This is a genomic window from Amphritea atlantica, assembly GCA_024397875.1.
Taxonomy (GTDB): Bacteria; Pseudomonadota; Gammaproteobacteria; order Pseudomonadales; family Balneatricaceae; genus Amphritea; species Amphritea atlantica_B.
Window position 1 is genome coordinate 388759 of record CP073344.1, and the last position, 24520, is coordinate 413278.

Consider the following 24520-nt stretch of genomic DNA (forward strand, 5'->3'; position numbering starts at 1 on the left):
AAGACTTACTATTTTTATTCTGCCAAATGCATACCGGGGAACTGAATCTGGAAACTGCTGATGATTGATGAAATCGATACCATAAACTCATTCGACCAGCCGCCCGCCGGTGAAAAGCTGGCGATGTCAGTTGAGGAACTGGATAAGATTCTTCGTCTGCAGCAGACTATTTTTGCTCAGGTTGCTGGCAACGGGGCGTTTCTGGACACTCTGAATGCCTTGTGTCATATGGCAGAACAGTTGTTACCAGGGTCCGTTGCTTCAATTATGCTGCGGGATGAACAGAGTGGCCTGCTCAACGTTCTGGTTGCTCCCAGTGTGCCGCAAAATGGTATTGATGCTTTGCAGGGGCTAGCTGTTGGTCCGGGCAGCGGTTCCTGTGGTAATGCGGTCATGCGTAACGAGCCGGTGTTTGTCTCGGATACGTTTACTGATCCCCGCTGGCAGGATCTCAGGCAACTGGCCCATGATTTTAATCTGTGCGCTTGCTGGTCGATGCCGGTCCGCAATAATGACGGAAAAGTCATCGGCTCATTCGCGCTCTCCTCATTTGAGCAGCGTTCTCCATCGGAGTTTCATGTCCGTTTACTGGATGTGGGTGCGTCAATGGTCAATATTGTTCTGACAAAACAGTCCCAGGAGCAGGCGTTAGAGGTGCAGCGTAAGCAGTTGATTACCGCGCTCGAATACGACAGTCTGACAACACTTCCGAATCAGTCTAAGTTGAAGCTGCAACTGAAAAACTGTACTGCGATGCAATCTCTGTTGCTGATCAATCTGGATAACTTCCGCTTTATTAATACGGCTTACGGGCCCTCATTTGGTGATCGGTTTCTTTGTAAAGTGGCCGAACTGCTGGGGCAGCAGTTTCCGGGGGCTGAGCTGTATCGTATTAATGCGGATGAGTTTGCGCTGTATTACCGGGCGTCGCTGGATCTGCAGACGCATATTGAACAGTTCAGGGAGTATCTGTTTGGCCACTCGCTGAAGATCGATGATCAGCTGTTCAGTATCACCTTTACCGCAGGAGGCGCGTCGGGACAGAGAAACCTGCTTGAACAGGCGGTTCAGGCGATGAGTCAGGCCAAAGCGCAGGGTAAAAACCGTTACCATATCTATAACGCGGAACGGGATGAGCCTGATCAGGCGCTACGCCGGGAGTATATAAGCTGGAATGCTATGTTGCATCAGGCCCTGAACGAGGGGCGTGTGAAGCCTTTCTTTCAGGGGGTGCGTGATAATAGCAGCGGTGAAATTGTCAGCTATGAGGCGTTGGTGCGTCTTGAGGATAGTGGAAAAATCTATTCTCCCTGGCATTTCCTCAATGCGGTGAAGTTATCCGGTCTGTTTCCCACCATTAGTCGTCTGGTGATTGATAAAGGGCTGGCTGAGATTGCGGGAACCGGACTGACCCTGTCAGTTAACATCACAGAAGATGACCTGCTGATGGGGTATCTGGAAGAGTATCTGACAGCGAAAACGGCAGAGTACCGGGTTGAACCTGAACAGGTGGTGCTGGAAATCCTTGAGGGTATCAGTGCCGCAGGGAAGAAAAATAACATTGCTCAGTTAAGCCGGTTAAAAGCGCTGGGGTATAAGCTGGCTATTGATGACTTTGGTACTGAATACTCCAATTTTGAACGTATCCTTGAGCTGCAGGTCGATTTTGTCAAAATCGACGCAAAATATATCAAAAATATCGATACGGATAACAAGAGTTATGAAATCACCCGGGCAATTGTCTTCTTTGCCCGTAATGCCGGCATTAAAACGGTGGCCGAATTTGTACATAATGATGCGGTGCAGCAAGTTGTTGAGTCGTTGGGGATAGATTACTCACAGGGCTACCTGTTCAGTGAGCCACTCCCTGATATACCTCGTCATAACCCTGTTTATAAGTCATAGATTCATCATGATTTGTTCATCAGTTTCTCTTCAATAAGAAAAGTATTCATCTTTAAGTCATCTCCTTTGTGTTACTTTTGTGCAGTGCACAATAGTCAGGGAGGTGTTTATGAAGCCAGTTTCTATCAATCTTGCATTACAGGGTGGTGGTGCTCACGGGGCATTTACCTGGGGGGTGCTGGATCGCTTGCTGGACGAGCCCTGGATCAGCTTCGACGGCATCAGCGGTACCAGTGCCGGGGCGATGAACGCAGTTATGCTGGCTGAGGGCTGGCGTAAAGGCGGCCGTGGCGGTGCCCGGGAGCAGTTAGCATCATTCTGGCTGGCGGTAGCGTCCAGCGATTTATCCATCCGGCTGCCGGAGCAGCTTGAAGGAGCAGTTACCCGCTTCTGGCTGCATGCAATGCGCTATTTGTCCCCTTATGACCTTAATCTGCTGGATATCAATCCCCTCGAAGAGTTACTGAAAGGAGAGGTGTGCTTCGAACAGTTACGACAGAATTGTCCGTTTAAGCTGTTTATCGCCGCGACTGAGGTGGCGACGGGAAAGCTGACACTGTTCAATGAACGTGAACTGGATCTGCCTCATTTACTGGCATCGGCCTGTCTGCCTAACATTCATAAAGCGATTGAGATCGATGGTGCGTACTACTGGGATGGCGGTTTCTCGGGCAATCCTGCGGTGTTCCCATTGATCTATGAGTGTGTTGCCGATGATGTGCTGATTATTCTGTTGCAGTCATTGCAGCGGGATGATCTGCCGGTTTCTGCCGAGCATATTGCGGCGCGGGTCACTGAGCTGGGATTTCAAAGTACCTTTATGCGGGAGATGCGGGCGGTTACCAATATCCGCAAGTACAGTTCGGGTTCGCGCTGGCGACAGGGCTGGACCGAGCGCAAGGTGAACGGTATGCGGTGTCATCTGCTGGAAAGCGATCCTCTGCTCGAGGGGCTTGACGGATCCAGTAAGTATGACAACAGTAAGCAGTTTCTGACCGGGCTGATGGAGTCCGGTCAGCAGGCCGGTGAACGCTGGCTCTCAACCCACAGTGCTGAGCTGGGGAAGCGGGAGAGTTGTGATCTTAAAGCGCTGTTTAGTTAAACCCGGTAGTTAACATGACGCGGTTAATTCAGACTGGGTGTTTTTTCAGTCCGGCAGTTTGCCTGAGCGGGGATGGATCAGGATTGGCGGGCTGTGGTCGGCTGCCCGGCTGCGCAAATTCTGCAGCGCCCAGAGGGCGTGCTCCCGCACCAGTGGATCGTCCCCGTCGATCATGGCCTGTAACGCAGCCAATACTTTTTCTCCGCCACGGCTGTTACCCAGAGCGACGGCAATATTACGTTGCCAGCCGCTGTAGCCGGTGCGTCTGATGGCAGATCCTTCGGTACGTTTAAGAAAGGTTTCCTCATCCCACTGTTGCAGTTCCAGTAGCGAGATCTTGTCTAGATTATGTCGTGGAGTGAAATCATCTTCATCGCTGTGACTGGCAAAGCGATTCCAGGGGCAGATCAGCTGACAATCGTCACAGCCGAAGATCCGGTTACCGATTAGTGGCCGGAATTCGCTGGGAATTGCGCCTTTCAGTTCGATGGTCAGGTAGGATATGCAGCGTCGGGCGTCCAGTTGGTAAGGCGCGACAATCGCCCGGGTAGGACAGATATCGATACAGGCCTGGCACTGGCCACAGTGCTCCTCTGTATAGGGGGAATCGATCGGCAGCGGCAGATCAACAAACAGCTCACCCAGCAAAAACCAGGATCCCGCCTGCCGGTTGAGGATCAGGGTATGCTTGCCCTGCCACCCCAGCCCGCTGTTACGGGCCAGTGGTCGTTCCAGAACCGGGGCGCTGTCGACAAAGGCGCGATATCCGAAGGTACCAATCAGCGCCTCAATCTGTTTACCCAGTTGTGTCAGTTTTTTGCGCATCACCTTGTGATAATCGCGCCCCATGGTATAGCGGGAGATATAGGCCTGATCAGGGTTCTTCAGCACGCTGATGGTTTTCGTATCAGGGGGCAGGCAGTTCATGCGGACACAGATAATACGTTGTGTACCTTCAGTCAGGAGGGCAGGGTTGATGCGTTTGTCGAAGTGATTTTCCAGATAGCTCATCTCTCCCTGATAACCTTTATCAAGCCAGTCTTTAAGGGGCTCAGCTTCAGCACTCAGGTCGGTGCCGGTGATTCCACATTGTTGAAAACCCAGGCTTAAGGCGAGCGTTTTGATCTGATCAGCCAGACTTTGCAGTATTTCAGGGTCGTATTGAGTCATCGGCGCTATATAATAAAGTTAGAAAAAGCCTTCCAGAGAATATGTTATGTCACATTCTGACTTGCCGGCATCATTATACACAGCGGAACAGACCCGTGCTCTTGATCGCACCGCGATAAATTCCGGTGTGCCCGGTTTTAAACTGATGCAGCGCGCCGGACATGCGGCATTTGACCGGTTGCGGCAGCGCTGGCCCGAGGTGCGAAAGCTGACGTTATTGTGTGGTGGTGGCAATAACGGTGGCGATGGCTTTGTTGTGGCTGTGCTGGCGCACCGTCTGGGGATGCAGGTACAGCTCCTTTGTGTCGGGGGCGATGATTTTGCTGAACGGTTATCCGGTGAGGCGCTGGAGGCCTGGGAATGGTTACAGCGCGAGTCAGTTAGCTGGCAGCTTTACCGCGAGCAGCCGTTTACTGGCGAACTTATTATTGACGGTTTGTTGGGTACCGGGATTTCCGGTGAGGTGCGTGACCCTTTCCGGGCCGCGATTAAACAGATAAACCGGGCGGGGTTGCCGGTTGTCGCGCTGGATATCCCATCGGGATTATGCAGTGATAGCGGTGCTGTTCTGGGCGTTGCTGTAAAGGCCGATATGACGGTGACCTTTATCGGTGTGAAGCGGGGTTTGCTGACCCATCAGGGACCGGCGTGTACCGGAGAACTGCTGTTTGATGGTCTGCGTGTCAGTGATGATGTCTATGAATCGGTGGATGTCGCCGGGTTTATTACCGGCGCAGATGATGTCAGTCATCTGTTGCCGCCCCGTGATAAGACCGCCCATAAAGGTCACTGTGGGCATGTGCTGGTGATTGGCGGCGACACCGGCATGGGGGGCGCAGCGATTATGGCGGCCCAGGCGGCCGGACGCTGTGGCGCCGGATTGGTGACCGTGGCGACCCGGACTGAGCATCTGTCTGCAGTGCTGAGCCGCTATCCGGAAGCGATGGCGGTTGGTGTCAGGTCCGGCACCGAGCTTGAACCCTTTATTGAACGGGCGGATGTACTGGTGGTGGGGCCGGGGCTGGGGCAAAATGCCTGGGGTGAACAGCTACTGATGAAGGCGATCGGTTGTAATAAACCGCTGGTACTGGATGCTGACGCACTGAATCTGCTGACGCTTCGCAGAGAGTTTGGTCGGCTCAATGGCGAACGCTGGGTGATCACTCCGCATCCGGGAGAAGCCGCGCGACTGCTCGGCTGTAGTGTTGCTGAGCTGCAGGCGGACCGGTTCGCCGCAGTTGTCGAACTGCAGACTGCATTTGGCGGGGTGGCGCTGCTGAAGGGCGCGGGTAGCCTGAGTTTTGATGGCGACGCGCTACATTTGAATCCTACCGGAAATCCGGGGATGGCCAGTGGTGGCATGGGGGATGTGCTGAGTGGCGTAATCGGTGCACTGATCGCTCAGGGGTTGTCTGCTGCGGATGCGACCCGGCTGGGGGCCTGGTTGCATGGCGCTGCGGCTGATCGCAGTGCGACACTTTATGGTGCCCGAGGTATGCAAGCGACCGATCTGTTGGCACAATTACGGTTATTGGTTAATGGTTTGTAAGGACGGGCAGAGTGCCGCAGAAATCTGATTGCAGTGTGTTCGTTGCTGATGAAGCGGCGATGGTGATGTTTGGGCAGCAGATCGCCCACGCGACAAGTGGTGGAGAGGTGATCTTTCTCAATGGTGATCTGGGTATGGGGAAAACCACTCTCAGTCGGGGCGTTCTGAAGGGGTTTGGTCATCAAGGTTCGGTTAAGAGTCCTACCTATACACTGGTTGAACCCTATGAGCTGGGTGAGGTGACGGTGTTTCATTTTGATCTGTACCGGCTGGGAGATCCGGAGGAACTCGAGTATCTGGGGATCAGGGACTATTTTACGGATCAGAGTATCTGCCTGATTGAGTGGCCCGAACGGGGTGAGGGGGTACTGCCGCCGGCCGATTTACTGCTGAATATCACGGTAGAGCAGCGGGGGCGTCGGATAAACTGGCAGGCTCAGACTGAAAAAGGCCGGCAACTGGCCGATAAGCTGATAATAAGCTGACGCTGTCGGTAGGTATATTGTAATGGAGCAGGCTTTTAAGGGGCTGAACTTTAAGGGCTTGGGTTGTAACAGTGCGATGAGAAACAGAATGATACGACGGGCAGGATTGATAGTATTGCTTCTGAGCTGCTGGCTGGGAGCCCCCGTAAGCTATGCGGCTGAAGTTCATAACGTGCGGGTGTGGATCGCTCCGGACCATGCGCGTATGGTGTTTGATCTTTCTGCGGCGGTGCAGCATAAGCTGTTTACCCTGAAAAAGCCTGATCGTATTGTTCTGGATGTGTCGGATTCGACGCTGTTATCCAGCCTTGAAGGGCTTGATCTGTCCAATAGTCCGGTGTCACTGATCCGTTCCGGATCCCGTAATGGTGGTAAAGATCTGCGCCTTGTGCTGGACCTCAAAGAGCATGTCAGGCCTAAAAGTTTTGCCCTGAAGCCCAATGATCAGTATGGGCACCGTCTGGTGCTCGACCTCTATCGTGAGGTGGCGCCGGAGGCACTACAGAAAACTGCGGTAGCGTCTGCGAACGATCCGACAACATTGCGGGATATCGTGATTGCTATCGACGCCGGACACGGAGGAGAAGATCCGGGTGCTGTCGGTCCGGGACGGGTAAAGGAGAAAACCGTCGTTCTGGGGATTGCCCGGGAGCTCAATGCGTTGCTGGAAAGGGAACGGGGATTTCAGCCAAAACTGACCCGCGATGGTGACTACTATATCAGCCTGCGCAGCCGGACTGAGCGGGCCCGCAAGATGAATGCGGATATGTTTGTTTCGATTCATGCGGATGGCTTTCGGGATCACCGGGCCCGGGGGGCTTCGGTCTGGGTGCTGTCTCCCCGCGGAGCCAGTAGTGAAATGGGGCGCTGGCTGGCGCAGAAGGAAAACAGTGCTGATCTGATCGGCGGTGTCGGCAGTGTCAGCCTGGAAGATAAAGATGATGTGCTGGCCAAGGTGTTGCTGGATATGTCGATGACGGCCAGTCGCAGCGATAGCCGGGATATCGCCCGTAGTATTCATAAGAATATGAGTATGTTTGCCAAAATGCATAAAAAGCAGGTTGAGCAGGCGGGGTTCGTGGTGCTGAAGTCTCCGGATATTCCCTCAATTCTGGTTGAGACCGGCTTTATTACCAATCATGATGAGGCGGCCAAGCTGAAATCCAGGGCTTATCAGCAGAAGATGGCGCGGGCTATTTTTGCCGGAATTAAAGCCCATTTCTCGGCTAAACCTCCGGCGCTGACCTGGCTCGCCTGGCAGAAAGAGGGCGGGGGGACAAGCAAGGGGGTGCCCTTCAGCTACAAGGTGGTGCGGGGGGATACCCTCTCTGTTATTGCCAGCAGGAACGGTGTATCGTTGTCTGCTTTACGCAAGGCAAACGGGCTTCGCAGTGCTGATCATATCCTGGTTGGCCAAGTATTGAAGATCCCGGCCAGTTAATCAACTATTTGTAATCTGTAATATGTCCCGAATACACTTGCTGACTCCCCGGCTGGCGAACCAGATCGCCGCCGGTGAAGTTGTTGAACGTCCCGCTTCTGTTGTTAAAGAGATACTGGAAAATAGTCTTGATGCGGGGGCTGGCCGGGTTGAGCTGGATATCGAGCAGGGTGGCGTCAAACTGATCCGCCTGCGTGATGACGGGCAGGGGATCGAGAAAGATGATCTGCCACTGGCGCTGAGTCGTCACGCGACCAGTAAAATACTCAATCTGGATGATCTTGAAGCGGTGCAAAGTCTCGGGTTTCGTGGCGAGGCGCTGGCTTCGGTCAGTTCGGTATCCCGTCTGACGCTGACTTCACGTACGGCCGGCCAGGAGGCTGGCTGGCAGGTGCAGGCCGAGGGGCGGGATATGACCGCCGAAGTCTCGCCTGCGGCACATCCCCAGGGTTCAACCGTTGAAGTGCGGGATCTGTTTTTTAATACTCCGGCGCGTCGCAAGTTTCTCAAAACCGAAAAAACTGAATTTAAACACCTGGAAGAGGTGGTCAAGCGGCTGGCGCTGAGCCGGTTTGATGTCGGTTTTACGTTGCGCCATAACCAGAAAGTGATCCATCAACTGCGCCCGGCTGTCAGCGAAACTGAGCAGGAACGGCGTATCTCTACCCTGCTGTCCCCGGCGTTTATTGAAAACTCTATGAAGGTGGATGTCAGTGCGGAAGCGTCCGGACTCCGCTTGTGGGGCTGGGTGGCGTTGCCAACATTCTCCCGCAGCCAGGCTGATCTGCAGTATTTCTTTGTTAATGGCCGGATTATTCGCGATAAAGTCGTTGCCCATGCGTTGCGTCAGGCCTATCAGGATGTGCTCTATCATGGGCGTCACCCTGCCTATGTGCTTTATATGGAGCTGGATCCGAAGCTGGTGGATGTGAATGTGCATCCTACCAAGCATGAGGTGCGCTTTCGTGAGACCCGTCTGGTGCATGATTTTATCTTCCGTACCACTCACCGGGTCATCGCTGATATACGACCGGAGCAGGGCGCTGAGCCGGCTATCTCAGGTGCGGCGGCGAGTGCTTTGTTAAGTGCGGTTCCGGGCCAGTCGCTGTCGCCACAGAGTTTTGAGCAGAGTCGCATGCCGCTGCATCAGTTGCAGCGGGATTCGGAGCGCTCATCAGGCTCCGGTTTCGCCGCCGCTGGCAGTTATCAGACTGATCGTCCTACGGCGGGTCAGATACGCGAGCAGATCTCCGGTTATGGCGCGCTGCATCCTCAGCAGGATATTTCGGGGCCTCTGACAGCAGCGCCGATGGCTCAGTCCGATGATACAGAGTGTCCACCGCTGGGGTACGCCATTGCGCAGCTGCACGGTGTTTTTGTGCTGGCGCAGAATGATGCCGGGCTGGTGGTGGTCGATATGCACGCAGCCCACGAACGGGTCGTTTACGAACGGATGAAGCTGGCTTATGAAGCGGAAGGGGTGCGCAGTCAGCCGTTGCTGGTGCCGGTGAGTATGGCGGTCAGTTCTATGGAAGCGGATTGTGCAGAAGAACATGTTGAGGTGTTTTCGAAACTGGGCTTTGAGATCGCCCGGATGGGAGAAGAAACCCTGGTGGTGCGGCAAGTTCCGGTGACGCTGGCCAGTGCTGATATCAGTAAGCTGATTCTCGATGTGCTGGGCGATATGGTGCAGTTCGGCACCAGCCAGAAAATTCAGCAGCATACCAATGAGTTGCTGGCGACCATGGCTTGCCATGGTTCGGTGCGGGCCAACCGGCAACTGACGCTTCCTGAAATGAACGCATTGTTGCGGGATATGGAGCGTACCGAGCGGAGCGGGCAGTGTAACCACGGACGTCCGACCTGGACGCAGATGTCGATGCATGATCTCGATAGCCTGTTTATGCGGGGACAGTAATTTGAGTGATCCGACATTACCGCCCGCGATTTTCTTGATGGGGCCAACCGCCTCGGGCAAAACCGATCTGGCGATGGCCCTGTGTGATCATTTGCCCTGTGACATCATCAGTGTCGATTCGGCAATGATCTACCGGGATATGAATATCGGCACCGCCACGCCTGATGCGGAGTTTTTGTCCCGCTATCCGCACCGGCTGGTGGATATTCTGGATCCGGCCGAGAGTTATTCGGCGGCTGATTTCAGGGCCGATGCGCTGCGTGAGATGGCTCAGATCAGTGCCGCAGGCCGAATCCCGCTGCTGGTGGGCGGAACCATGCTCTATTATCAGGCGCTGCTGAAAGGGCTGGCGACCCTGCCTCAGGCGGATCAGACCATTCGTGAGCGGCTGTTGCAGGAGGCCGCCGAGCATGGCTGGGAGTACCTGCATCAGCGCTTGCAGCGGGTTGACCCTGTCGCGGCACAGCGGATTCACCCCAATGATCCACAGCGGATGCAGCGGGCACTGGAGGTTTACGAACTGACCGGCCGGTCAATGACGGAGATGTGGCAGGAGCAAGAGTCACAACGACTGCCCTATAATGTCGCTCAGCTCTGCGTCATGCCCGGTGAGCGGAAAACCCTGCATGAGCGGATTGAAAAGCGCTTTCATATTATGCTCGGACAGGGATTTGAGGCAGAGGTCCGGGCGCTCTGGGAGCGGGGGGATCTGAATCTGCAGATGCCCTCGGTTCGCTGTGTCGGCTACCGGCAGATGTGGGAGTACTTTGAGGGGCGCTGGGATTACCCGACAATGATCGAAAAAAGTGTCATCGCTACGCGACAATTGGCCAAACGACAGGTTACCTGGCTGCGTAGTTGGGACAATCTGAATAATTTTGATTCAGCAGACCCTAATTTAACCAAGAATGCCTTGAAATTGTTGGATGGGATCATTATATAATGCAGTACTGAAAAAATATTTTTGGGCTGTCCGGCTTTTTTGAGACAGCATTATGTATCGCGGGATAAAATTATACCCCTAAAGCGGTGCACCACTTACTCATGGGAAGGAGCTTCCAATGTCAAAAGGGCAATCACTACAAGACCCTTATCTGAACGTACTGCGTAAAGAGCGCGTACCTGTTTCGATTTTTCTTGTAAACGGTATTAAACTTCAAGGGCAGATCGAGTCATTTGATCAGTTTGTTATTTTGCTGAAAAATACGGTCAGCCAGATGGTTTACAAGCATGCTATTTCTACTGTGGTTCCAGCCCGTCCGGTAAAACTACCGCAGGGTGATGAATCGACTGACTGAGGTATTCATTGTTCTTTGAGCGCCCTGAGTCTGGCGAATGCGCCATTCTTGTTCATATCGATATGGCAGATGAAGTGGACCGCGAAAGTCCCAAAGAGCTCGAAGAGCTCGCTTTGTCTGCTGGTGCAGATCCGGTTGCCTTTCTAACCGGCTCTCGCAGTCTCCCAAACCCCAAAACGTTTATCGGCTCTGGTAAGGTAGAAGAGCTGAAGGATCTTGTGCGCCTGCATGAAGCTGAACTGGTGATTTTTAATCACAGTTTAAGCCCCGGCCAGGAACGCAATATTGAACTTGAGATCGAATGCCGCGTACTCGACCGTACCGGACTTATCCTGGATATATTTGCCCAGCGTGCCCGCACCCATGAAGGTAAACTTCAGGTCGAACTGGCGCAGCTTGAGCATATGTCGACCCGCCTGGTGCGCGGCTGGACCCACCTGGAGCGACAGAAGGGTGGTATTGGTTTGCGTGGTCCGGGTGAAACCCAGCTGGAAACTGACCGTCGACTGCTGCGGGCGCGGATCAAAAGTATTCTCAAGCGACTGGAGAAGGTGCGTAAACAGCGTGAACAGGGTCGTCGTGCCCGCAGTCGTTCAGAGGTGCCGACTATCTCATTGGTCGGTTATACCAACGCCGGTAAATCAACGTTGTTTAACCGCATCACAGATGCCGAGGTGTATGCTGCAGATCAGTTGTTTGCAACACTGGATCCGACCCTGCGGCGGATCGATCTGGCTGACGTGGGCCCTGCGATTCTGGCGGATACGGTGGGCTTTATACGCCATCTTCCTCACAAGCTTGTCGAAGCGTTCCGTGCTACTCTGCAGGAGACCACGGAGGCTGACCTGCTGCTGCATGTTATCGATGCCTACGATGAAGATCGTCAGTCGCATATGGATGAAGTGCATTCCGTGTTGAAAGAGATCGGTGCTGATGAGGTGCTGACCCTCGAAGTCTACAATAAGATCGATATGCTTGAGCGGGCTGACGCCCGCATCGACCGTAACGATGAAGGTAAGCCTGTGCGGGTCTGGTTGTCTGCAGTATCGGGTGAAGGTATCGATCTGCTGTTTCAGGCGATTACTGAGTTGCTGGTCGGAGATATTTTTCATGAGCAGCTGAGCCTGAGGCCGGAAGAGGGGGGCTTGCGTGCCCAGCTTTATGCCCAGGGGGCTGTTCTGAATGAGGTGGTGGATGATCAGGGCGTTATCGATCTGGAAGTTCGTATCCAGAAAAAAGATCTGCTGCAGCTATTAAGTCGTATGAATATTGCACCGGAACGCTACCTTGGCGTTAATGTAAACAAACCCGAGTGGTTGCATAGTTAAGTTATGCTGCTTACAATTTTTTTAATGCTTTAAACAGTTCTATAACGGAGTACAGTATGGCTTGGAATGAGCCTGGTGGTAACGGGAATAATCAGGACCCCTGGAATAACGGTGGTGATCGTCGCGGCGGTGGTAAAAAGGATCAGGGACCGCCTGATCTTGATGAAGCCTTGCAGAAACTGCAGGAAAAGCTGAACGGTATCTTTGGCAAAGGCGGCGGCAGTAAAGGTGGCGGTGGTTCCGGCTCCGGTCCGTCAGCGGGCTCTTCGGCCGGTTTACTGATGGTTGTTGCCGTCGTGTTGCTGGTTGGCTGGGCGGTAATGGGTTTCTATACCGTGGATCAGCAGGAGCGTGGTGTTGTACTGCGTCTTGGTAAATATCACGAAACCGTGATGCCGGGTCTGCAGTGGAATCCGCCGATGATTGATAATGTTACCACTGAAAATGTCACCCGGGTAAGCGCCTACGAACACCGTTCGCTGATGCTGACTGAGGACGAGAACATCGTTGATGTGAGCATGACGGTTCAGTATGTTATCTCTGATCCGGTTAAGTATGTACTTAAGGTTCGAGATCCTAAGTCCAGCCTGCAGCACGCCTCTGAATCTGCCCTGCGTCATACCGTTGGCTCCTCTGAGATGAACTCTATTCTGACTGCGGGTCGTGAGATTCTGGGTAGTGATGTGAAGGAGCGACTGCAGAGCTATATGGATGGTTATCAGACCGGTTTGCGGATTACTCAGATCAATATTAAAGAAGCGAAAGCACCTTCTCAGGTTCAGGATGCGTTTGATGACGTAATCAAGGCCCGTGAGGATGAGCAGCGCTCTATCAACCAGTCTGAGTCTTACCGTAATGGTATTGTTCCAGAAGCGCGGGGTAATGCTCAGCGGATGAAGGAAGAAGCGAACGGTTATCGTGAGCGGGTTGTGGCTCAGGCAGAGGGTGACGCAAAACGTTTTGTCTCACTGCTGACTGAATATCAGAAAGCCCCTGAAGTGACCCGTGAGCGTCTCTATCTTGATGCGATGGAAGCAGTGTATGCGGGCAACGCTAAGGTGTTGGTCGATGTTGAGGGTGGCAACAATATGATGTATCTGCCACTGGATAAGCTCACCGAGAACCGGCCCCGGGCGGCAACCGGTAGTAGCGCCAGCCGTTTAAATAGTTCTGATCTGCGGGATGTGACTAATCAGGTTATCGAACAGCTTCGTCAGCGTCAGCAATCGACATCACGGGAGGTACGCTAATGTCAGGTAAATCTATGACGGGATTAATGATCGCGCTGTTTCTTCTCGTGGTCGGCTATAACTCCCTGTATATCATCAAAGAGACTGACCGGGCGGTGCTGCTGAAGTTCGGTGAGATCGTTAACCCGGATATCAAGCCAGGCTTGCATGTTCGCTGGCCGGTTATCAACAAGGTTCGTAAATTCGATGGTCGGGTGCAGACGCTGGATGCGCAGCCTCAGTCATACCTGACTGTTGAAAAGAAACGACTGATCGTAGACTCGTTTATTAAGTGGCGTGTAATCGATCCGCAGAAATACTACACCGCGACTTCGGGTGATGAGTATAAAGCGGCAGAGCTGCTGTTCCCGAACGTTGATGCGGGCCTTCGAAATCAGTTTGGTGAGCGAACCCTGACCGAAGTGGTCTCCGGTGAGCGTGACGAACTGATGGTTGAGCTGGTGAACGCGTTGAGTGTTCAGACCAAGGAAGAGCTGGGTATTGAGATGGTCGATATTCGGGTCAAGAAGATCGATCTGCCGCAGGAAGTATCCGCCTCTGTATACGAGCGGATGCGTACCGAGCGTGAGCGGGAAGCCCGTGAACTGCGCTCTCGTGGTAAAGAGCTTGCCGAAGGTATCCAGGCGGATGCCGATCGTCAGAAAGCGGTTATTGAGGCGAATGCCTACCGTGATGCTCAGGAGGTTCGTGGTGAAGGCGATGCTATGGCAGCCAATATTTATGCCCAGGCTTACAATAAAGATCCTGAGTTTTATGCCTTTTATCGCAGTCTGAATGCGTATAAAGAAGCGTTTAATCAGCAGGGCGATATTATGGTGCTCAAGCCTGACAGTGATTTCTTCCGTTATCTGGGAAATTCCAAAGGTAAGTGATCGCAATACGCCGATTGTTGTATAAAAAATCCACGGAATAGGCTGCACTAAATAGCCTGTTCCGTGGTAGAATTCCTCAACCGGGTTTTGACCCGGTTTTTTTATGTGGCGGCTGTGCCGTTGTGTTGAGGTGGGTAATGAATTCTGAGCTCTGGCACCCGTTACTGATCGGCTTTTGTCTGATGCTGGTGATGGAAGGAATTCTGCCTTTTCTCTATCCGCAGCGCTGGCGTAACCTGGTTCATCAACTGGCGTTGGTGAGTAACCGGGGGCTGCGTATAACAGGTTTTGTAAGTATGATGACTGGCGTCATCCTGCTTTATATATTTAACTGATCCACTGTATTTCGGAGAGTTACATGTCATTGGCAGAACGCTGGTTGTTACCAGACGGCGTCAAAGAGGTGCTGCCGCCTCGGGCACAGAAGGTGGAAGCGGCACGGCGGCGTCTGCTGGATCTGTATGATACCTGGGGTTATGAGTTGGTGATGACTCCTCTGATCGAGCACCTGGATTCCCTGCTTGTTGGCGTAGGGCGAGATCTGGAGCTGAACACCTTTAAGGTTACAGACCAGTTAACCGGGCGGATGCTGGGCATTCGCGCAGATATTACTCAGCAGGTAGCCCGTATCGATGCGAACCATCTGAATAATCAGGGTCCGGTTCGTTTTTGTTACTGCAGTACTGTGCTACACACACTGCCAGCTAATCCGCTGGCGTCCCGAAACCCGCTGCAGGTGGGTGCTGAACTGTTTGGTCATTCCGGTGTTGCCAGTGATGTCGAAATTATCTCACTGATGGTAGAAACCCTGAATGCGATGCAGGTTAATGAGGATCTGAGTCTCGACCTGGGCCATGTGGGGATCTACCGTGGCCTGATGGGTGAGGCTGCCCTGAGTGCGGATCAGGAAGCCGAGTACTTTGAGCTGTTACAGCGTAAAGATCTGCCTGAAATCGCACGGTTCCTGGCTAACTCAGATCTTGCTGAGAGTGTTAAGGCACATCTGGCTATGCTGCCAACCCTGCATGGCGGGCGCGAGGTGCTGCAGAAAGCACGGGTCTGTTTTGCAGATGTTGAAAAATCAATTATTGAAGCGCTGGATTATCTGGATGCCCTTGCGGAGCAGATATCGAAGCGCTATCCGCAGCTTGATCTCTATTTTGATCTGAGTGAGTTGCGGGGATATAACTACCATACCGGTGTCGTTTTTGCGGCGTATGTGCCGGCATTCGGGCAGGCTGTTGCCAAGGGTGGTCGTTATGATGAAGTGGGGCGCGATTTTGGTCGTGCCCGTCCGGCAACCGGGTTCAGCGCCGATCTGAAAACTCTTGTTGAGTTGTCAGCTGTGCAGGATAAATCTGCACGGAAAGTGGTGCGGGTGCCGGCTGTTGACGATTCTGCAGCGCTGGAAGCTGTGGCTAAGCTGAGAGCTCAGGGGGAGCGTGTTGTACCGATGCTGGATGAGCGGGTTGTGGAAGATGCGCAACTGTTCACGCATCAGTTGGTGCAGCAGGATGGAACTTGGGTTCTCGAGAGCCTGTAAATTTTTTGAATGATTAATCGCTAGAGACAACCAATGGGCAAAAACGTAGTTGTTTTAGGAACGCAGTGGGGCGACGAAGGTAAAGGTAAAATCGTTGACCTGTTAACTGATCAGGCATCTGCCGTGGCTCGCTTTCAGGGCGGCCACAACGCAGGTCATACGCTGGTTATTGATGGTGAGAAGACGGTACTACACCTGATCCCATCTGGTATTCTGCGTGAAAATGTACTCTGTATGATCGGTAACGGTGTGGTGTTGTCACCCGAAGCGCTGCTGAAAGAGATCGGTGAACTTGAAGGTCGGGGCGTGCCGGTGCGTGAGCGTCTGCGTCTGAGTCCTGCGTGTACGTTGATTCTGCCATACCATATTGCACTTGATCAGGCGCGTGAGCTTGCCCGTGGTGAAGCTAAGATCGGTACTACCGGTCGTGGTATTGGTCCTGCGTATGAAGATAAGGTCGCACGTCGTGGTTTGCGTGTGGATGATCTGATGAATCCGGAGCGTTTTGCGGTCAAGCTGAAAGAGGTGATGGAATATCACAACTTTATGCTGCAGAACTACTATAAAGCAGAGCCTGTCAGTTATGAGGCTGTGCTGGAAGAAGCATTGCAGATGGCAGAGGTCATGCGGCCGATGGTCGATGATGTGACGGCTAAGTTGCATGAATACCGCGAGCGTGGTGAAAACATCATGTTTGAGGGTGCTCAGGGTTCGTTGTTGGATATCGATCACGGTACCTATCCGTATGTGACTTCATCGAATACCACGGCAGGCGGAACGTCTACCGGTAGTGGCTTTGGTCCGCTGTATCTGGATTATGTTCTGGGTATTACCAAGGCTTATACCACCCGTGTAGGTTCCGGACCGTTCCCGACCGAGCTGGGTTGTGATGTCGGTGCCCGTCTGGCTGAGCGTGGACATGAATTTGGTGCGACTACGGGGCGTGCCCGTCGTTGTGGCTGGTTTGATGCGGTTGCGCTGAAGCATGCGATCCGGATTAACTCTGTGTCCGGTATCTGTCTGACTAAGCTTGATGTGCTGGATGGTCTGGAAACAATCGAAATCTGTACTGGCTATAAAGATGCGCAGGGTAATGTTGTGACTTCTTTGAGTGGCAGCGAAGATTATGAGGCTGTTGAGCCGGTGTATGAATCTATGCCGGGCTGGACTGAATCGACTCTGGGCGCGAAGACTCTGGCTGAGCTGCCTGCTGCTGCCGTTGCTTACATTAAGCGTCTGGAAGAGCTGACCGGAGCGCCGATTGATATTATCTCAACCGGCCCTGACCGGGTGGAGACCATCGTTCTGCGTCATCCGTTCGATGTCTGATCTGTTTCTCTGAAAAAGCCCGGCTATATGCCGGGTTTTTTGTGTCTGAAGCGTGATTGGGGAGTAAAAAAAACCGGGCATTGCCCGGTTTTTTTATGGCAGCAGTCGCTGCTGTAAGTGGTTGAATTGTCCGCTTACTTTAGTGCGTCATTCAGTGCCGGGCGAATATTCTGTAGCAGGGCTTTCAGAATTTTCGGGTTGCCGGCAACCAGATTGCCGGACGTCATGTAGTTGTTGTTGCCAGTGAAGTCAGACAGCAGGCCGCCTGCTTCCTGAATCATCAGGATGCCCGCTTCCATTTCCCACTGGTTCAGGCCTATCTGGAAAAAGCCATCCAGTCGCCCGGCAGCGGTGTACGCCAGATTCAGGGCAGGTGAGCCGCCACTGTAGATGCTGCCACTTTCCAGGGTGATGTTTTTAAAGATCTGCTGGAAGCTGTCGAGGTGGGCTTTATCGCTACTGCGGCCAAAAAAACCGCTGCCGATAAGTGTGTTGTCCAGCAGTTTGCGGTTGCTGACCCGAAGGCGTTTGCCATTCAGTTGCGCGCCTCTGCCCCGGCTGGCGGTGAACTCTTCGCCAGTAATAGGGTTGAGGATGATGGCGTGTTCAAGTTTGCCGCGCTGATGACAGGCGATGCTCAGGGCAAAGACTGGCAGAGCGTTGGAAAAGTTTGAAATGCTGTCAATCGGATTAACGGTCCAGATAACATCGCAAACCTTGTCTTCCGGTTTGTGTGTGCCTGTATATTCACAGTTGATCTGATGCTCAGGATACGCCTTATGGATCGCGTTAACGATAGTGCGTTCAGCTTGTTTGCAAGTGTCTTCGAGGAATTCGATAACGCTTGATTGTTCAGATTTGATCAGATCAAGTCGTTCGACTGAACGGGTGATCTGTTCACCTGCGACGCGGGCCCCTCGCAGGGCGATATTAACCATCGGTTGCATCTGTAAATACCAGTAAGGGAAGCAAAACGGGCATTATACAAAACAGTTGTCATATAAAGAACAGTCCGGGATTAATAGTTGTCAAATATCTGATAAAATATGCCCCTTTTTTGAGTGGGCGGGTAAAAGATGCTGGAAAATGTCCGAATCGTGCTGGTCAATACGACCCATCCGGGGAATATCGGTGGTGTTGCCCGGGCGATGAAAAATATGGGGCTGTCCGGTCTTTGTCTGGTGAAGCCGAAAAAATTCCCTCATCCGGATGCTGAGGCCCGCGCGTCCGGCGCTGGCGATATCCTGGCGCAGGCGATGGTGGTTGATAGTCTGGAAGAGGCCTTGGCGGATTGTCATCTGGTGGTGGGGACCAGTGCCCGAAGCCGGACGATTCCCTGGCCTCTGGTTAATCCGCGGGAGCTTGCGGCGATCGTATCGCCGCTGCCGGAAACGACCCGGGTGGCAATTGTGTTCGGGCGGGAAGACCGGGGATTGACGAATGACGAGCTGCAACGTTGCCATCAGCATGTGCACATCCCGGTAAATGAACAGTTCAGCTCACTGAACCTTGCCGCTGCGGTACAGGTGATCAGTTACGAGATGCGTATGGCGAAAGTGTTTGGTGCGGAGGATGTAAAACCGCGCTGGGGCACTGAGTGGGATGTGGAGTTGGCTGAAGGACGTGAAGTTGAGCTGATGTTTGATCATCTCGAGCAAACGCTGACGGAGATTGAGTTTCTCGATCCGGAGAAGCCGAGGAATCTGTTGCCAAGGTTGCGGCGCCTGATTTTACGGGCAGTGCCTGATAAGATAGAGGTCAATGTGCTCAGGGGTATGTTGACTGCGATTCAGAAGCGTAATGGTAGCTGAGACCTGCGTGCAGGCCTCTGTTGTTGAACCGTGTAATAGTTGACTGTTTTGGTTGGTTTAATAGTTGACCAAAATAGTTGGTTATTGCATAATGCAACCAGCTTCGTTGAACCACGAAGAATGACGGAGAGATTGGTAATGCGATTAACAACAAAAGGCCGCTATGCGGTGACGGCAATGCTTGATCTGGCAATACATGCCGGCAAGGGGCCTGTAAGTCTGGCAGATATTTCCGAGCGTCAGGGTATCTCCCTGTCTTATCTTGAGCAGTTGTTTGCTAAGCTGCGCCGGAATGAACTGGTGCGTAGTGTACGTGGTCCTGGTGGTGGTTACCAGCTTAACCGGGAGCAGCAGGATATCGATGTTGCTCAGGTTATCGACGCTGTAAATGAGTCGGTTGATGCCACCGGTTGTGGTCATACCGGCAGTTGTCAGGACGGCAATATCTGTCTGACGCATCATCTCTGGTGTGATCTGAGTAGTCAGATTCATGATTTTTTAAGTCAGATATCGCTGGCTGATCTGATGGAAAGAAATGACGTGCGCAGCGTTGCCGAACGGCAGGAACGCGGACATATTGCGTCATTTGAGGACTCCCTTATTTCCGCAAAAGTAACTGCCTGAGCTACGGCTCAGGTTTTTGGAGAAGTATAGACAATGAAATTACCAATCTACTTTGATTATTCTGCTACTACACCGGTAGATCCCCGGGTTGCAGACAAAATGATTGAGTGTCTCACTATGGACGGTAATTTCGGTAACCCGGCATCCCGTTCACATGTGTACGGATGGAAGGCTGAAGAAGCTGTTGAAACAGCGCGGCGTCAGGTTGCTGATCTGCTCAATGCAGACCCCCGGGAGATCGTATGGACCTCTGGTGCGACCGAGTCTGATAATCTGGCGATTAAAGGTGTAGCGCACTTTTACCAGAAGAAAGGCAAGCACATCATCACCTCTAAGATTGAGCATAAGGCGGTACTGGATACCTGCCGTCAGCTGGAGCGTGAAGGATTTGAAGTCACATACCTTGATCCGGATAAGGAGGGTATTATTCAGCCGCAAGCGGTTAGCGCTGCATTGCGTGAAGATACTATTCTGGTTTCTGTGATGCATGTAAATAACGAAATTGGTGTGATTAACGATATCGCAGCCATCGGTGAGATTACCCGGGCTAATGGTGTATTGTTGCACGTAGATGCGGCACAGAGTGCCGGTAAGATTGATATCGATGTTGAGAGCATGAAAGTCGATCTTATCTCCCTTTCTGCGCATAAAATGTACGGACCAAAAGGGATGGGCGCGCTCTATGTTCGCCGTAAACCGCGGGTTCGTCTGGAAGCGCAGATGCATGGCGGTGGTCATGAGCGCGGCATGCGTTCCGGTACCCTGGCAACCCATCAGATTGTGGGAATGGGTGAAGCGGCGGCGATTGCCAAGGCGGAGATGCATCAGGAGAAAGAGCGGATAACAGCGTTGCGTAAGCGTTTCTGGGATGGTCTTGCCGATATGGAAGAGATCTACCTGAATGGCTCTGAAAATCAGCGCTATATCGGCAACATGAATGTCAGCTTCAACTATGTTGAGGGTGAGTCACTGCTGATGTCACTTAAAGATCTGGCGGTGTCTTCCGGTTCGGCCTGTACCTCCGCGAGCCTGGAACCTTCATACGTGTTGCGGGCACTTGGGCTGAATGATGAGATGGCACATAGTTCCATCCGCTTCTCAATTGGTCGTTTCACGACTGAAGAAGATATTGATCGGGCTGTCGATGAAATTCGCACAGCAGTAGGTAAGCTCCGTGAACTTTCTCCTTTGTGGGATATGTATAAAGACGGTGTGGATTTAAGCAAAGTTGAATGGGTTCACCATTAATCTTTATCGGGTGAATACTGCTTTAGGAGGTCGTTATGGCTTATAGTGAACAGGTTATCGATCATTACGAAAATCCTCGTAATGTTGGCAAAATGAATGACCAGGACGATAATATCGGTACTGGTATGGTTGGTGCTCCGGCCTGTGGCGACGTTATGCGTCTGCAGATTAAGGTCAGTGACGATGGTATTATTGAAGACGCCAAGTTTAAGACCTATGGCTGTGGTTCTGCCATTGCTTCCAGTTCGCTGGTAACTGAGTGGGTCAAGGGTATGACGCTGGATCAGGCTCAGGATCTGAAAAACACTAAGATCGCAGAAGAGCTGGCGCTACCGCCGGTTAAAATTCACTGTTCTGTACTGGCAGAGGATGCGATCAAGGCGGCGGTTGCCGATTACAAAGAAAAACAGGCGAAGAAGTAATAACTGAGCTAAGGGCTCGATGGAGTAAGCGGATTCATGGCAATTACAATGACACCGGCAGCGTCTGACCATGTCAGCAAATATCTCAAAACCCGCGGTCATGGGTTTGGCGTCCGACTGGGGGTTCGTACCTCAGGCTGTTCCGGTATGGCTTATGTGCTGGAATTTGTTGATGATATCCAGGATGAAGATCAGGTGTTTGAAACTGACGGTGTAAATGTTGTTATCGATCCTAAGAGTCTGCTCTATCTCGATGGCACTGAGCTCGACTTCGTTAAAGAGGGCTTGAATGAGGGTTTTAAGTTTAATAACCCTAACGTCAAAAACGAATGCGGTTGCGGCGAAAGCTTTAATATCTGAGCCCTTTGTTATCATGGCGCCTGTTTATCCGGGCGCTGTGGTAATGTATAACACTTCTTTTTCACCTGCTGGTTAGATGATGGATATTTCCCAGAACTATTTTGAATTCTTAGCTCTGCCGGTGACGTATCAGCTGGATCTCCAGGCTCTGTCTGAACGAAGCCGGGAGTTGCAAAAAACCTTGCACCCGGATCGCTTTTCACATTTGTCTGATCGGGAGCGCAGGCTTTCCGTTCAATATACGGCTTATCTGAATGAGGCTGTGTCGACGCTGAAAAACCCCCTCTCCCGTGCTCAGTATCTGTTAAAGCTGGAGGGGCTTGATACCTTCTCTGAAACTCAGCAACAGCTCGATCCGATGTTCCTTATGCAGCAGATGGAACTGCGTGAGTCGCTGGAGGAAGTGGCTGGCGCAGCGGATCCGGAGGCTGAGCTGGAGATGCTTCGGGTAGCGGTTGGGCAGGAACTGAGTTCTCTGCGTGGACAGTTTGATACGTACTATCAACAATCGACGCCTTCAGCCTTCGAGGCAGCCGCGGTCTGTGTCAGAAAGATGCAGTTTTTTGATAAGCTGGGCCGTGAGATTGAGGCTCTGGAAGATCAACTTTTCGACGAATAAAACAACTATGGCGTTATTGCAGATTGCAGAACCGGGACAAAGTCCTGAGCCCCACAAGCGAAAGCTTGCTGTCGGCATTGATTTAGGAACAACCAATTCGCTGGTCGCTGCGGTGCGCAGTGGCGAATCAACCACTCTGCCTGATGAGGGAGGGAGCCACTTGCTACCCTCTGTTGTGCGTTATACCGAGCAGGGGGTGGTCGTTGGTCAGGCTGCGCTGTCAAAAGCAGCGGTAGACCCGTTCAATACGATTGTATCGGTCAAGCGTCTGATGGGTCGGGGTGTTGAGGATCTGAAAGGGCTTGAGGGTGAGGCGGTGTACCGTTTTACTGAACGGGATGGTGGAATGCCATATTTGCAGACGGTAGCCGGGGATAAGAGTCCGGTTGAAGTGTCTGCAGAGATACTCAGGACGCTTAAGTCCCGTGCTCGCGCTTCGTTGGAAGGCGAGCTCGAGGGCGCGGTTATTACCGTGCCTGCTTATTTTGATGACGCCCAGCGGCAGGCCACCAAAGATGCAGCCCAGCTAGCCGGCATTAAGGTGCTGCGTTTACTTAACGAGCCTACTGCGGCGGCGGTAGCCTACGGTCTGGATAAGGCTGCTGAAGGGGTTATCGCTGTCTTTGATCTGGGTGGCGGCACGTTCGATATCTCTATTTTGCGTTTGAATAAAGGGGTGTTTGAAGTTCTGGCAACCGGAGGAGACAGTGCTCTGGGTGGTGATGATTTCGATCTGGCGCTGGCGCGATGGTTTCTCGAACAACTCGGCGGCAAAGAGGTGGTTGCTGGTGAATCCCGCTATCTGACCGAGAAAGCCCGCTGGGTAAAAGAGATGCTGACGGCCAATCAGAGTGTTTCGGTTGATCTGGAACATGCAGGACAGAAGATCTCTTTAACCGTCTCCCGGGAACTGTTTGATAGTCTGGTTGAGTCATTGGTGAGTAAAACGATTCGCGCCTGTCGCCGAACCCTGAAGGATGCTGGTGTCAGTATCGAAGAGGTCCATGATGTTGTCATGGTTGGTGGCAGCACGCGGGTTCCGGTTGTGCGTGAGCGGGTTGAACAGTTTTTTGATCGTGCTCCACGAATCGATATTGATCCCGATCGGGTGGTGGCTGTAGGTGCGGCTATTCAGGCCGATGTACTGGCGGGTAATAAGCCTGACAGCGAGATGTTGCTGCTGGATGTGCTGCCGCTGTCGCTGGGACTCGAAACCATGGGCGGACTGGCGGAAAAGGTTATTCACCGTAACACATCGATTCCGGTTGCCCGGGCGCAGGAATTTACCACCTATCAGGATGGCCAGACGGCAATGATGATTCATGTGGTGCAGGGGGAGCGCGAGCTGGTTGAAGATTGTCGTTCACTGGCTCAGTTTGTCCTGCGGGGTATTCCTCCGATGGCGGCGGGTGCTGCTAAAATCAGGGTCGCCTTCCAGGTCGATGCGGATGGTTTGCTGGGGGTCTCAGCGAAAGAGCTGTCTACGGGGGTTGAAAGCGAAATTCAGGTGAAGCCATCTTATGGTCTGGATGATAATGAGATTGCCGAGATGCTGAAGGCATCCTACAGCTTTGCTGAAGGTGACATGCAGTTACGAAATCTGCGCGAACAGCAGGTTGAGGCTGATCGGTTGCTGCTGTCGCTGGAGCAGGCGATACAGACCGATGGCGAGTCGTTGCTGAGCGCCGAAGAGGTGGAGCATCTGCGTGAGCAGATGGCTATTCTGCTGGCGTTGCGAAACGGATCGGATGCTTCTGCCATTGAAAATGGTGTAAAAATATTGTCTCAGGCCAGTGACTATTTTGCTGCACGCCGGATGGATCAAAGTATTAAAAATGCTCTTAAAGGGCATAGTATTCAAGAGATTGAGGGAGATTCCTGATGCCGCAGATTATATTTTTGCCCCATGATGAACTGTGTCCAGAGGGCAAGGTGATTGAGGCTGATGTGGGTGAGACTATCTGTGACGCAGCCTTGCGTGAGGGGATTGAGATAGAGCATGCCTGTGAGAAGTCCTGCGCGTGCACGACTTGTCATGTCATCGTGCGTGAGGGGTTTGGCACGTTAGATGAGTCAGACGAGCTTGAAGATGACATGCTGGATAAAGCCTGGGGGTTGGAGCCGGAATCACGTTTGAGTTGTCAGGCGGTGGTGGGTGATGATGATCTGGTGGTAGAGATCCCTAAATATACGATCAACCAGGTTTCAGAGCGTCATTGAAACCCGTGTTTTAAGACAGACCGGAG

The 24520-nt window shown here is 52.6% G+C and carries 24 protein-coding genes; 22 read left to right on the forward strand and 2 right to left on the reverse strand.

From position 1 onward, the window contains the following. Positions 1 to 60: 60 nt before the first annotated feature. Positions 61 to 1905 (forward strand): EAL domain-containing protein, encoded by a 1845-nt coding sequence (locus KDX31_01625; GenBank protein UTW03765.1) that lies wholly within the window; start codon positions 61 to 63, stop codon positions 1903 to 1905. A 109-nt stretch (positions 1906 to 2014) separates the two neighbouring features. Next, positions 2015 to 3007 carry a patatin-like phospholipase family protein gene (locus KDX31_01630; protein UTW03766.1) on the forward strand — a complete coding sequence of 331 codons (993 nt, stop codon included), beginning with the start codon at positions 2015 to 2017 and terminating at the stop codon, positions 3005 to 3007. A 45-nt stretch (positions 3008 to 3052) separates the two neighbouring features. On the opposite strand, the gene queG is transcribed toward KDX31_01630, so the two are convergent. Continuing rightward, a complete protein-coding gene (queG, locus tag KDX31_01635; GenBank protein UTW03767.1) occupies positions 3053 to 4177 on the reverse strand; it encodes a tRNA epoxyqueuosine(34) reductase QueG in 1125 nt (374 codons plus the stop codon). 46 nt (positions 4178 to 4223) lie between these two features. Between queG and KDX31_01640 the strand changes: the two genes are divergently transcribed. The 12 genes from KDX31_01640 (at position 4224) to KDX31_01695 (ending at position 17190) form a co-directional block, all read left to right on the forward strand. Then, positions 4224 to 5726 carry an NAD(P)H-hydrate dehydratase gene (locus tag KDX31_01640; GenBank protein ID UTW03768.1) on the forward strand — a complete coding sequence of 501 codons (1503 nt, stop codon included), beginning with the start codon at positions 4224 to 4226 and terminating at the stop codon, positions 5724 to 5726. 11 nt (positions 5727 to 5737) lie between these two features. Next, positions 5738 to 6211, forward strand: a complete 474-nt coding sequence (gene tsaE, locus KDX31_01645) for a tRNA (adenosine(37)-N6)-threonylcarbamoyltransferase complex ATPase subunit type 1 TsaE (protein UTW03769.1) — start codon at positions 5738 to 5740, stop codon at positions 6209 to 6211. 76 nt (positions 6212 to 6287) lie between these two features. Continuing rightward, positions 6288 to 7652, forward strand: a complete 1365-nt coding sequence (locus KDX31_01650) for an N-acetylmuramoyl-L-alanine amidase (protein UTW05258.1) — start codon at positions 6288 to 6290, stop codon at positions 7650 to 7652. Positions 7653 to 7674: 22 nt separating this feature from the next. Beyond that, entirely contained in the window at positions 7675 to 9570 is a 1896-nt protein-coding gene (gene mutL, locus KDX31_01655) for a DNA mismatch repair endonuclease MutL (protein UTW03770.1), read from the forward strand. Further along, positions 9536 to 10513: a tRNA (adenosine(37)-N6)-dimethylallyltransferase MiaA gene (gene miaA / locus KDX31_01660; protein UTW03771.1), complete on the forward strand. Its 978-nt coding sequence runs from the start codon at positions 9536 to 9538 to the stop codon at positions 10511 to 10513. Before mutL ends, miaA begins: the two co-directional genes overlap by 35 nt. Before the next feature lie 118 nt (positions 10514 to 10631). Next, a complete protein-coding gene (gene hfq / locus KDX31_01665) occupies positions 10632 to 10868 on the forward strand; it encodes an RNA chaperone Hfq (GenBank protein UTW03772.1) in 237 nt (78 codons plus the stop codon). A gap of 8 nt (positions 10869 to 10876) precedes the next feature. Then, positions 10877 to 12196 carry a GTPase HflX gene (gene hflX, locus KDX31_01670; GenBank protein ID UTW03773.1) on the forward strand — a complete coding sequence of 440 codons (1320 nt, stop codon included), beginning with the start codon at positions 10877 to 10879 and terminating at the stop codon, positions 12194 to 12196. Between the two features lie 56 nt (positions 12197 to 12252). Beyond that, positions 12253 to 13446, forward strand: coding sequence for an FtsH protease activity modulator HflK (gene hflK / locus KDX31_01675; GenBank protein ID UTW03774.1), 1194 nt, complete (start codon positions 12253 to 12255; stop codon positions 13444 to 13446). After that, entirely contained in the window at positions 13446 to 14318 is an 873-nt protein-coding gene (gene hflC / locus KDX31_01680) for a protease modulator HflC (GenBank protein ID UTW03775.1), read from the forward strand. The genes hflK and hflC overlap by 1 nt, the downstream gene beginning before the upstream one ends. A 137-nt stretch (positions 14319 to 14455) precedes the next feature. After that, on the forward strand, positions 14456 to 14653 hold the full coding sequence (locus KDX31_01685) for a DUF2065 domain-containing protein (protein ID UTW03776.1): 198 nt from the start codon (positions 14456 to 14458) through the stop codon (positions 14651 to 14653). A gap of 23 nt (positions 14654 to 14676) precedes the next feature. Then, on the forward strand, positions 14677 to 15861 hold the full coding sequence (locus KDX31_01690; GenBank protein ID UTW03777.1) for an ATP phosphoribosyltransferase regulatory subunit: 1185 nt from the start codon (positions 14677 to 14679) through the stop codon (positions 15859 to 15861). A 33-nt stretch (positions 15862 to 15894) separates the two neighbouring features. Continuing rightward, entirely contained in the window at positions 15895 to 17190 is a 1296-nt protein-coding gene (locus KDX31_01695) for an adenylosuccinate synthase (GenBank protein UTW03778.1), read from the forward strand. Between the two features lie 134 nt (positions 17191 to 17324). Here the strand turns inward: KDX31_01695 and KDX31_01700 are convergent, their stop codons facing one another. Beyond that, positions 17325 to 18128, reverse strand: coding sequence for an inositol monophosphatase (locus KDX31_01700; protein UTW05259.1), 804 nt, complete (start codon positions 18126 to 18128; stop codon positions 17325 to 17327). A gap of 138 nt (positions 18129 to 18266) precedes the next feature. Here KDX31_01700 and KDX31_01705 point away from each other — a divergent pair, with 138 nt between their 5' ends. The 8 genes from KDX31_01705 (at position 18267) to fdx (ending at position 24494) form a co-directional block, all read left to right on the forward strand. Next, entirely contained in the window at positions 18267 to 19001 is a 735-nt protein-coding gene (locus KDX31_01705) for an RNA methyltransferase (protein UTW03779.1), read from the forward strand. Positions 19002 to 19139: 138 nt separating this feature from the next. After that, a complete protein-coding gene (gene iscR / locus KDX31_01710) occupies positions 19140 to 19625 on the forward strand; it encodes a Fe-S cluster assembly transcriptional regulator IscR (protein ID UTW03780.1) in 486 nt (161 codons plus the stop codon). 33 nt (positions 19626 to 19658) lie between these two features. Then, positions 19659 to 20873, forward strand: a complete 1215-nt coding sequence (locus KDX31_01715; GenBank protein ID UTW03781.1) for an IscS subfamily cysteine desulfurase — start codon at positions 19659 to 19661, stop codon at positions 20871 to 20873. A 35-nt stretch (positions 20874 to 20908) separates the two neighbouring features. Continuing rightward, the gene (gene iscU / locus KDX31_01720) at positions 20909 to 21295 is read left to right on the forward strand and encodes a Fe-S cluster assembly scaffold IscU (GenBank protein UTW03782.1); all 387 of its coding nucleotides are present in this window, start codon (positions 20909 to 20911) and stop codon (positions 21293 to 21295) included. 36 nt (positions 21296 to 21331) lie between these two features. Beyond that, entirely contained in the window at positions 21332 to 21655 is a 324-nt protein-coding gene (iscA, locus tag KDX31_01725; protein UTW03783.1) for an iron-sulfur cluster assembly protein IscA, read from the forward strand. A 79-nt stretch (positions 21656 to 21734) separates the two neighbouring features. Beyond that, complete coding sequence (hscB, locus tag KDX31_01730) at positions 21735 to 22274, forward strand: Fe-S protein assembly co-chaperone HscB (protein ID UTW03784.1); 540 nt, start codon at positions 21735 to 21737, stop codon at positions 22272 to 22274. A 7-nt stretch (positions 22275 to 22281) separates the two neighbouring features. Next, on the forward strand, positions 22282 to 24156 hold the full coding sequence (gene hscA / locus KDX31_01735) for a Fe-S protein assembly chaperone HscA (protein UTW03785.1): 1875 nt from the start codon (positions 22282 to 22284) through the stop codon (positions 24154 to 24156). Beyond that, complete coding sequence (gene fdx, locus KDX31_01740; protein ID UTW03786.1) at positions 24156 to 24494, forward strand: ISC system 2Fe-2S type ferredoxin; 339 nt, start codon at positions 24156 to 24158, stop codon at positions 24492 to 24494. Before hscA ends, fdx begins: the two co-directional genes overlap by 1 nt. Positions 24495 to 24520: the final 26 nt, after the last annotated feature.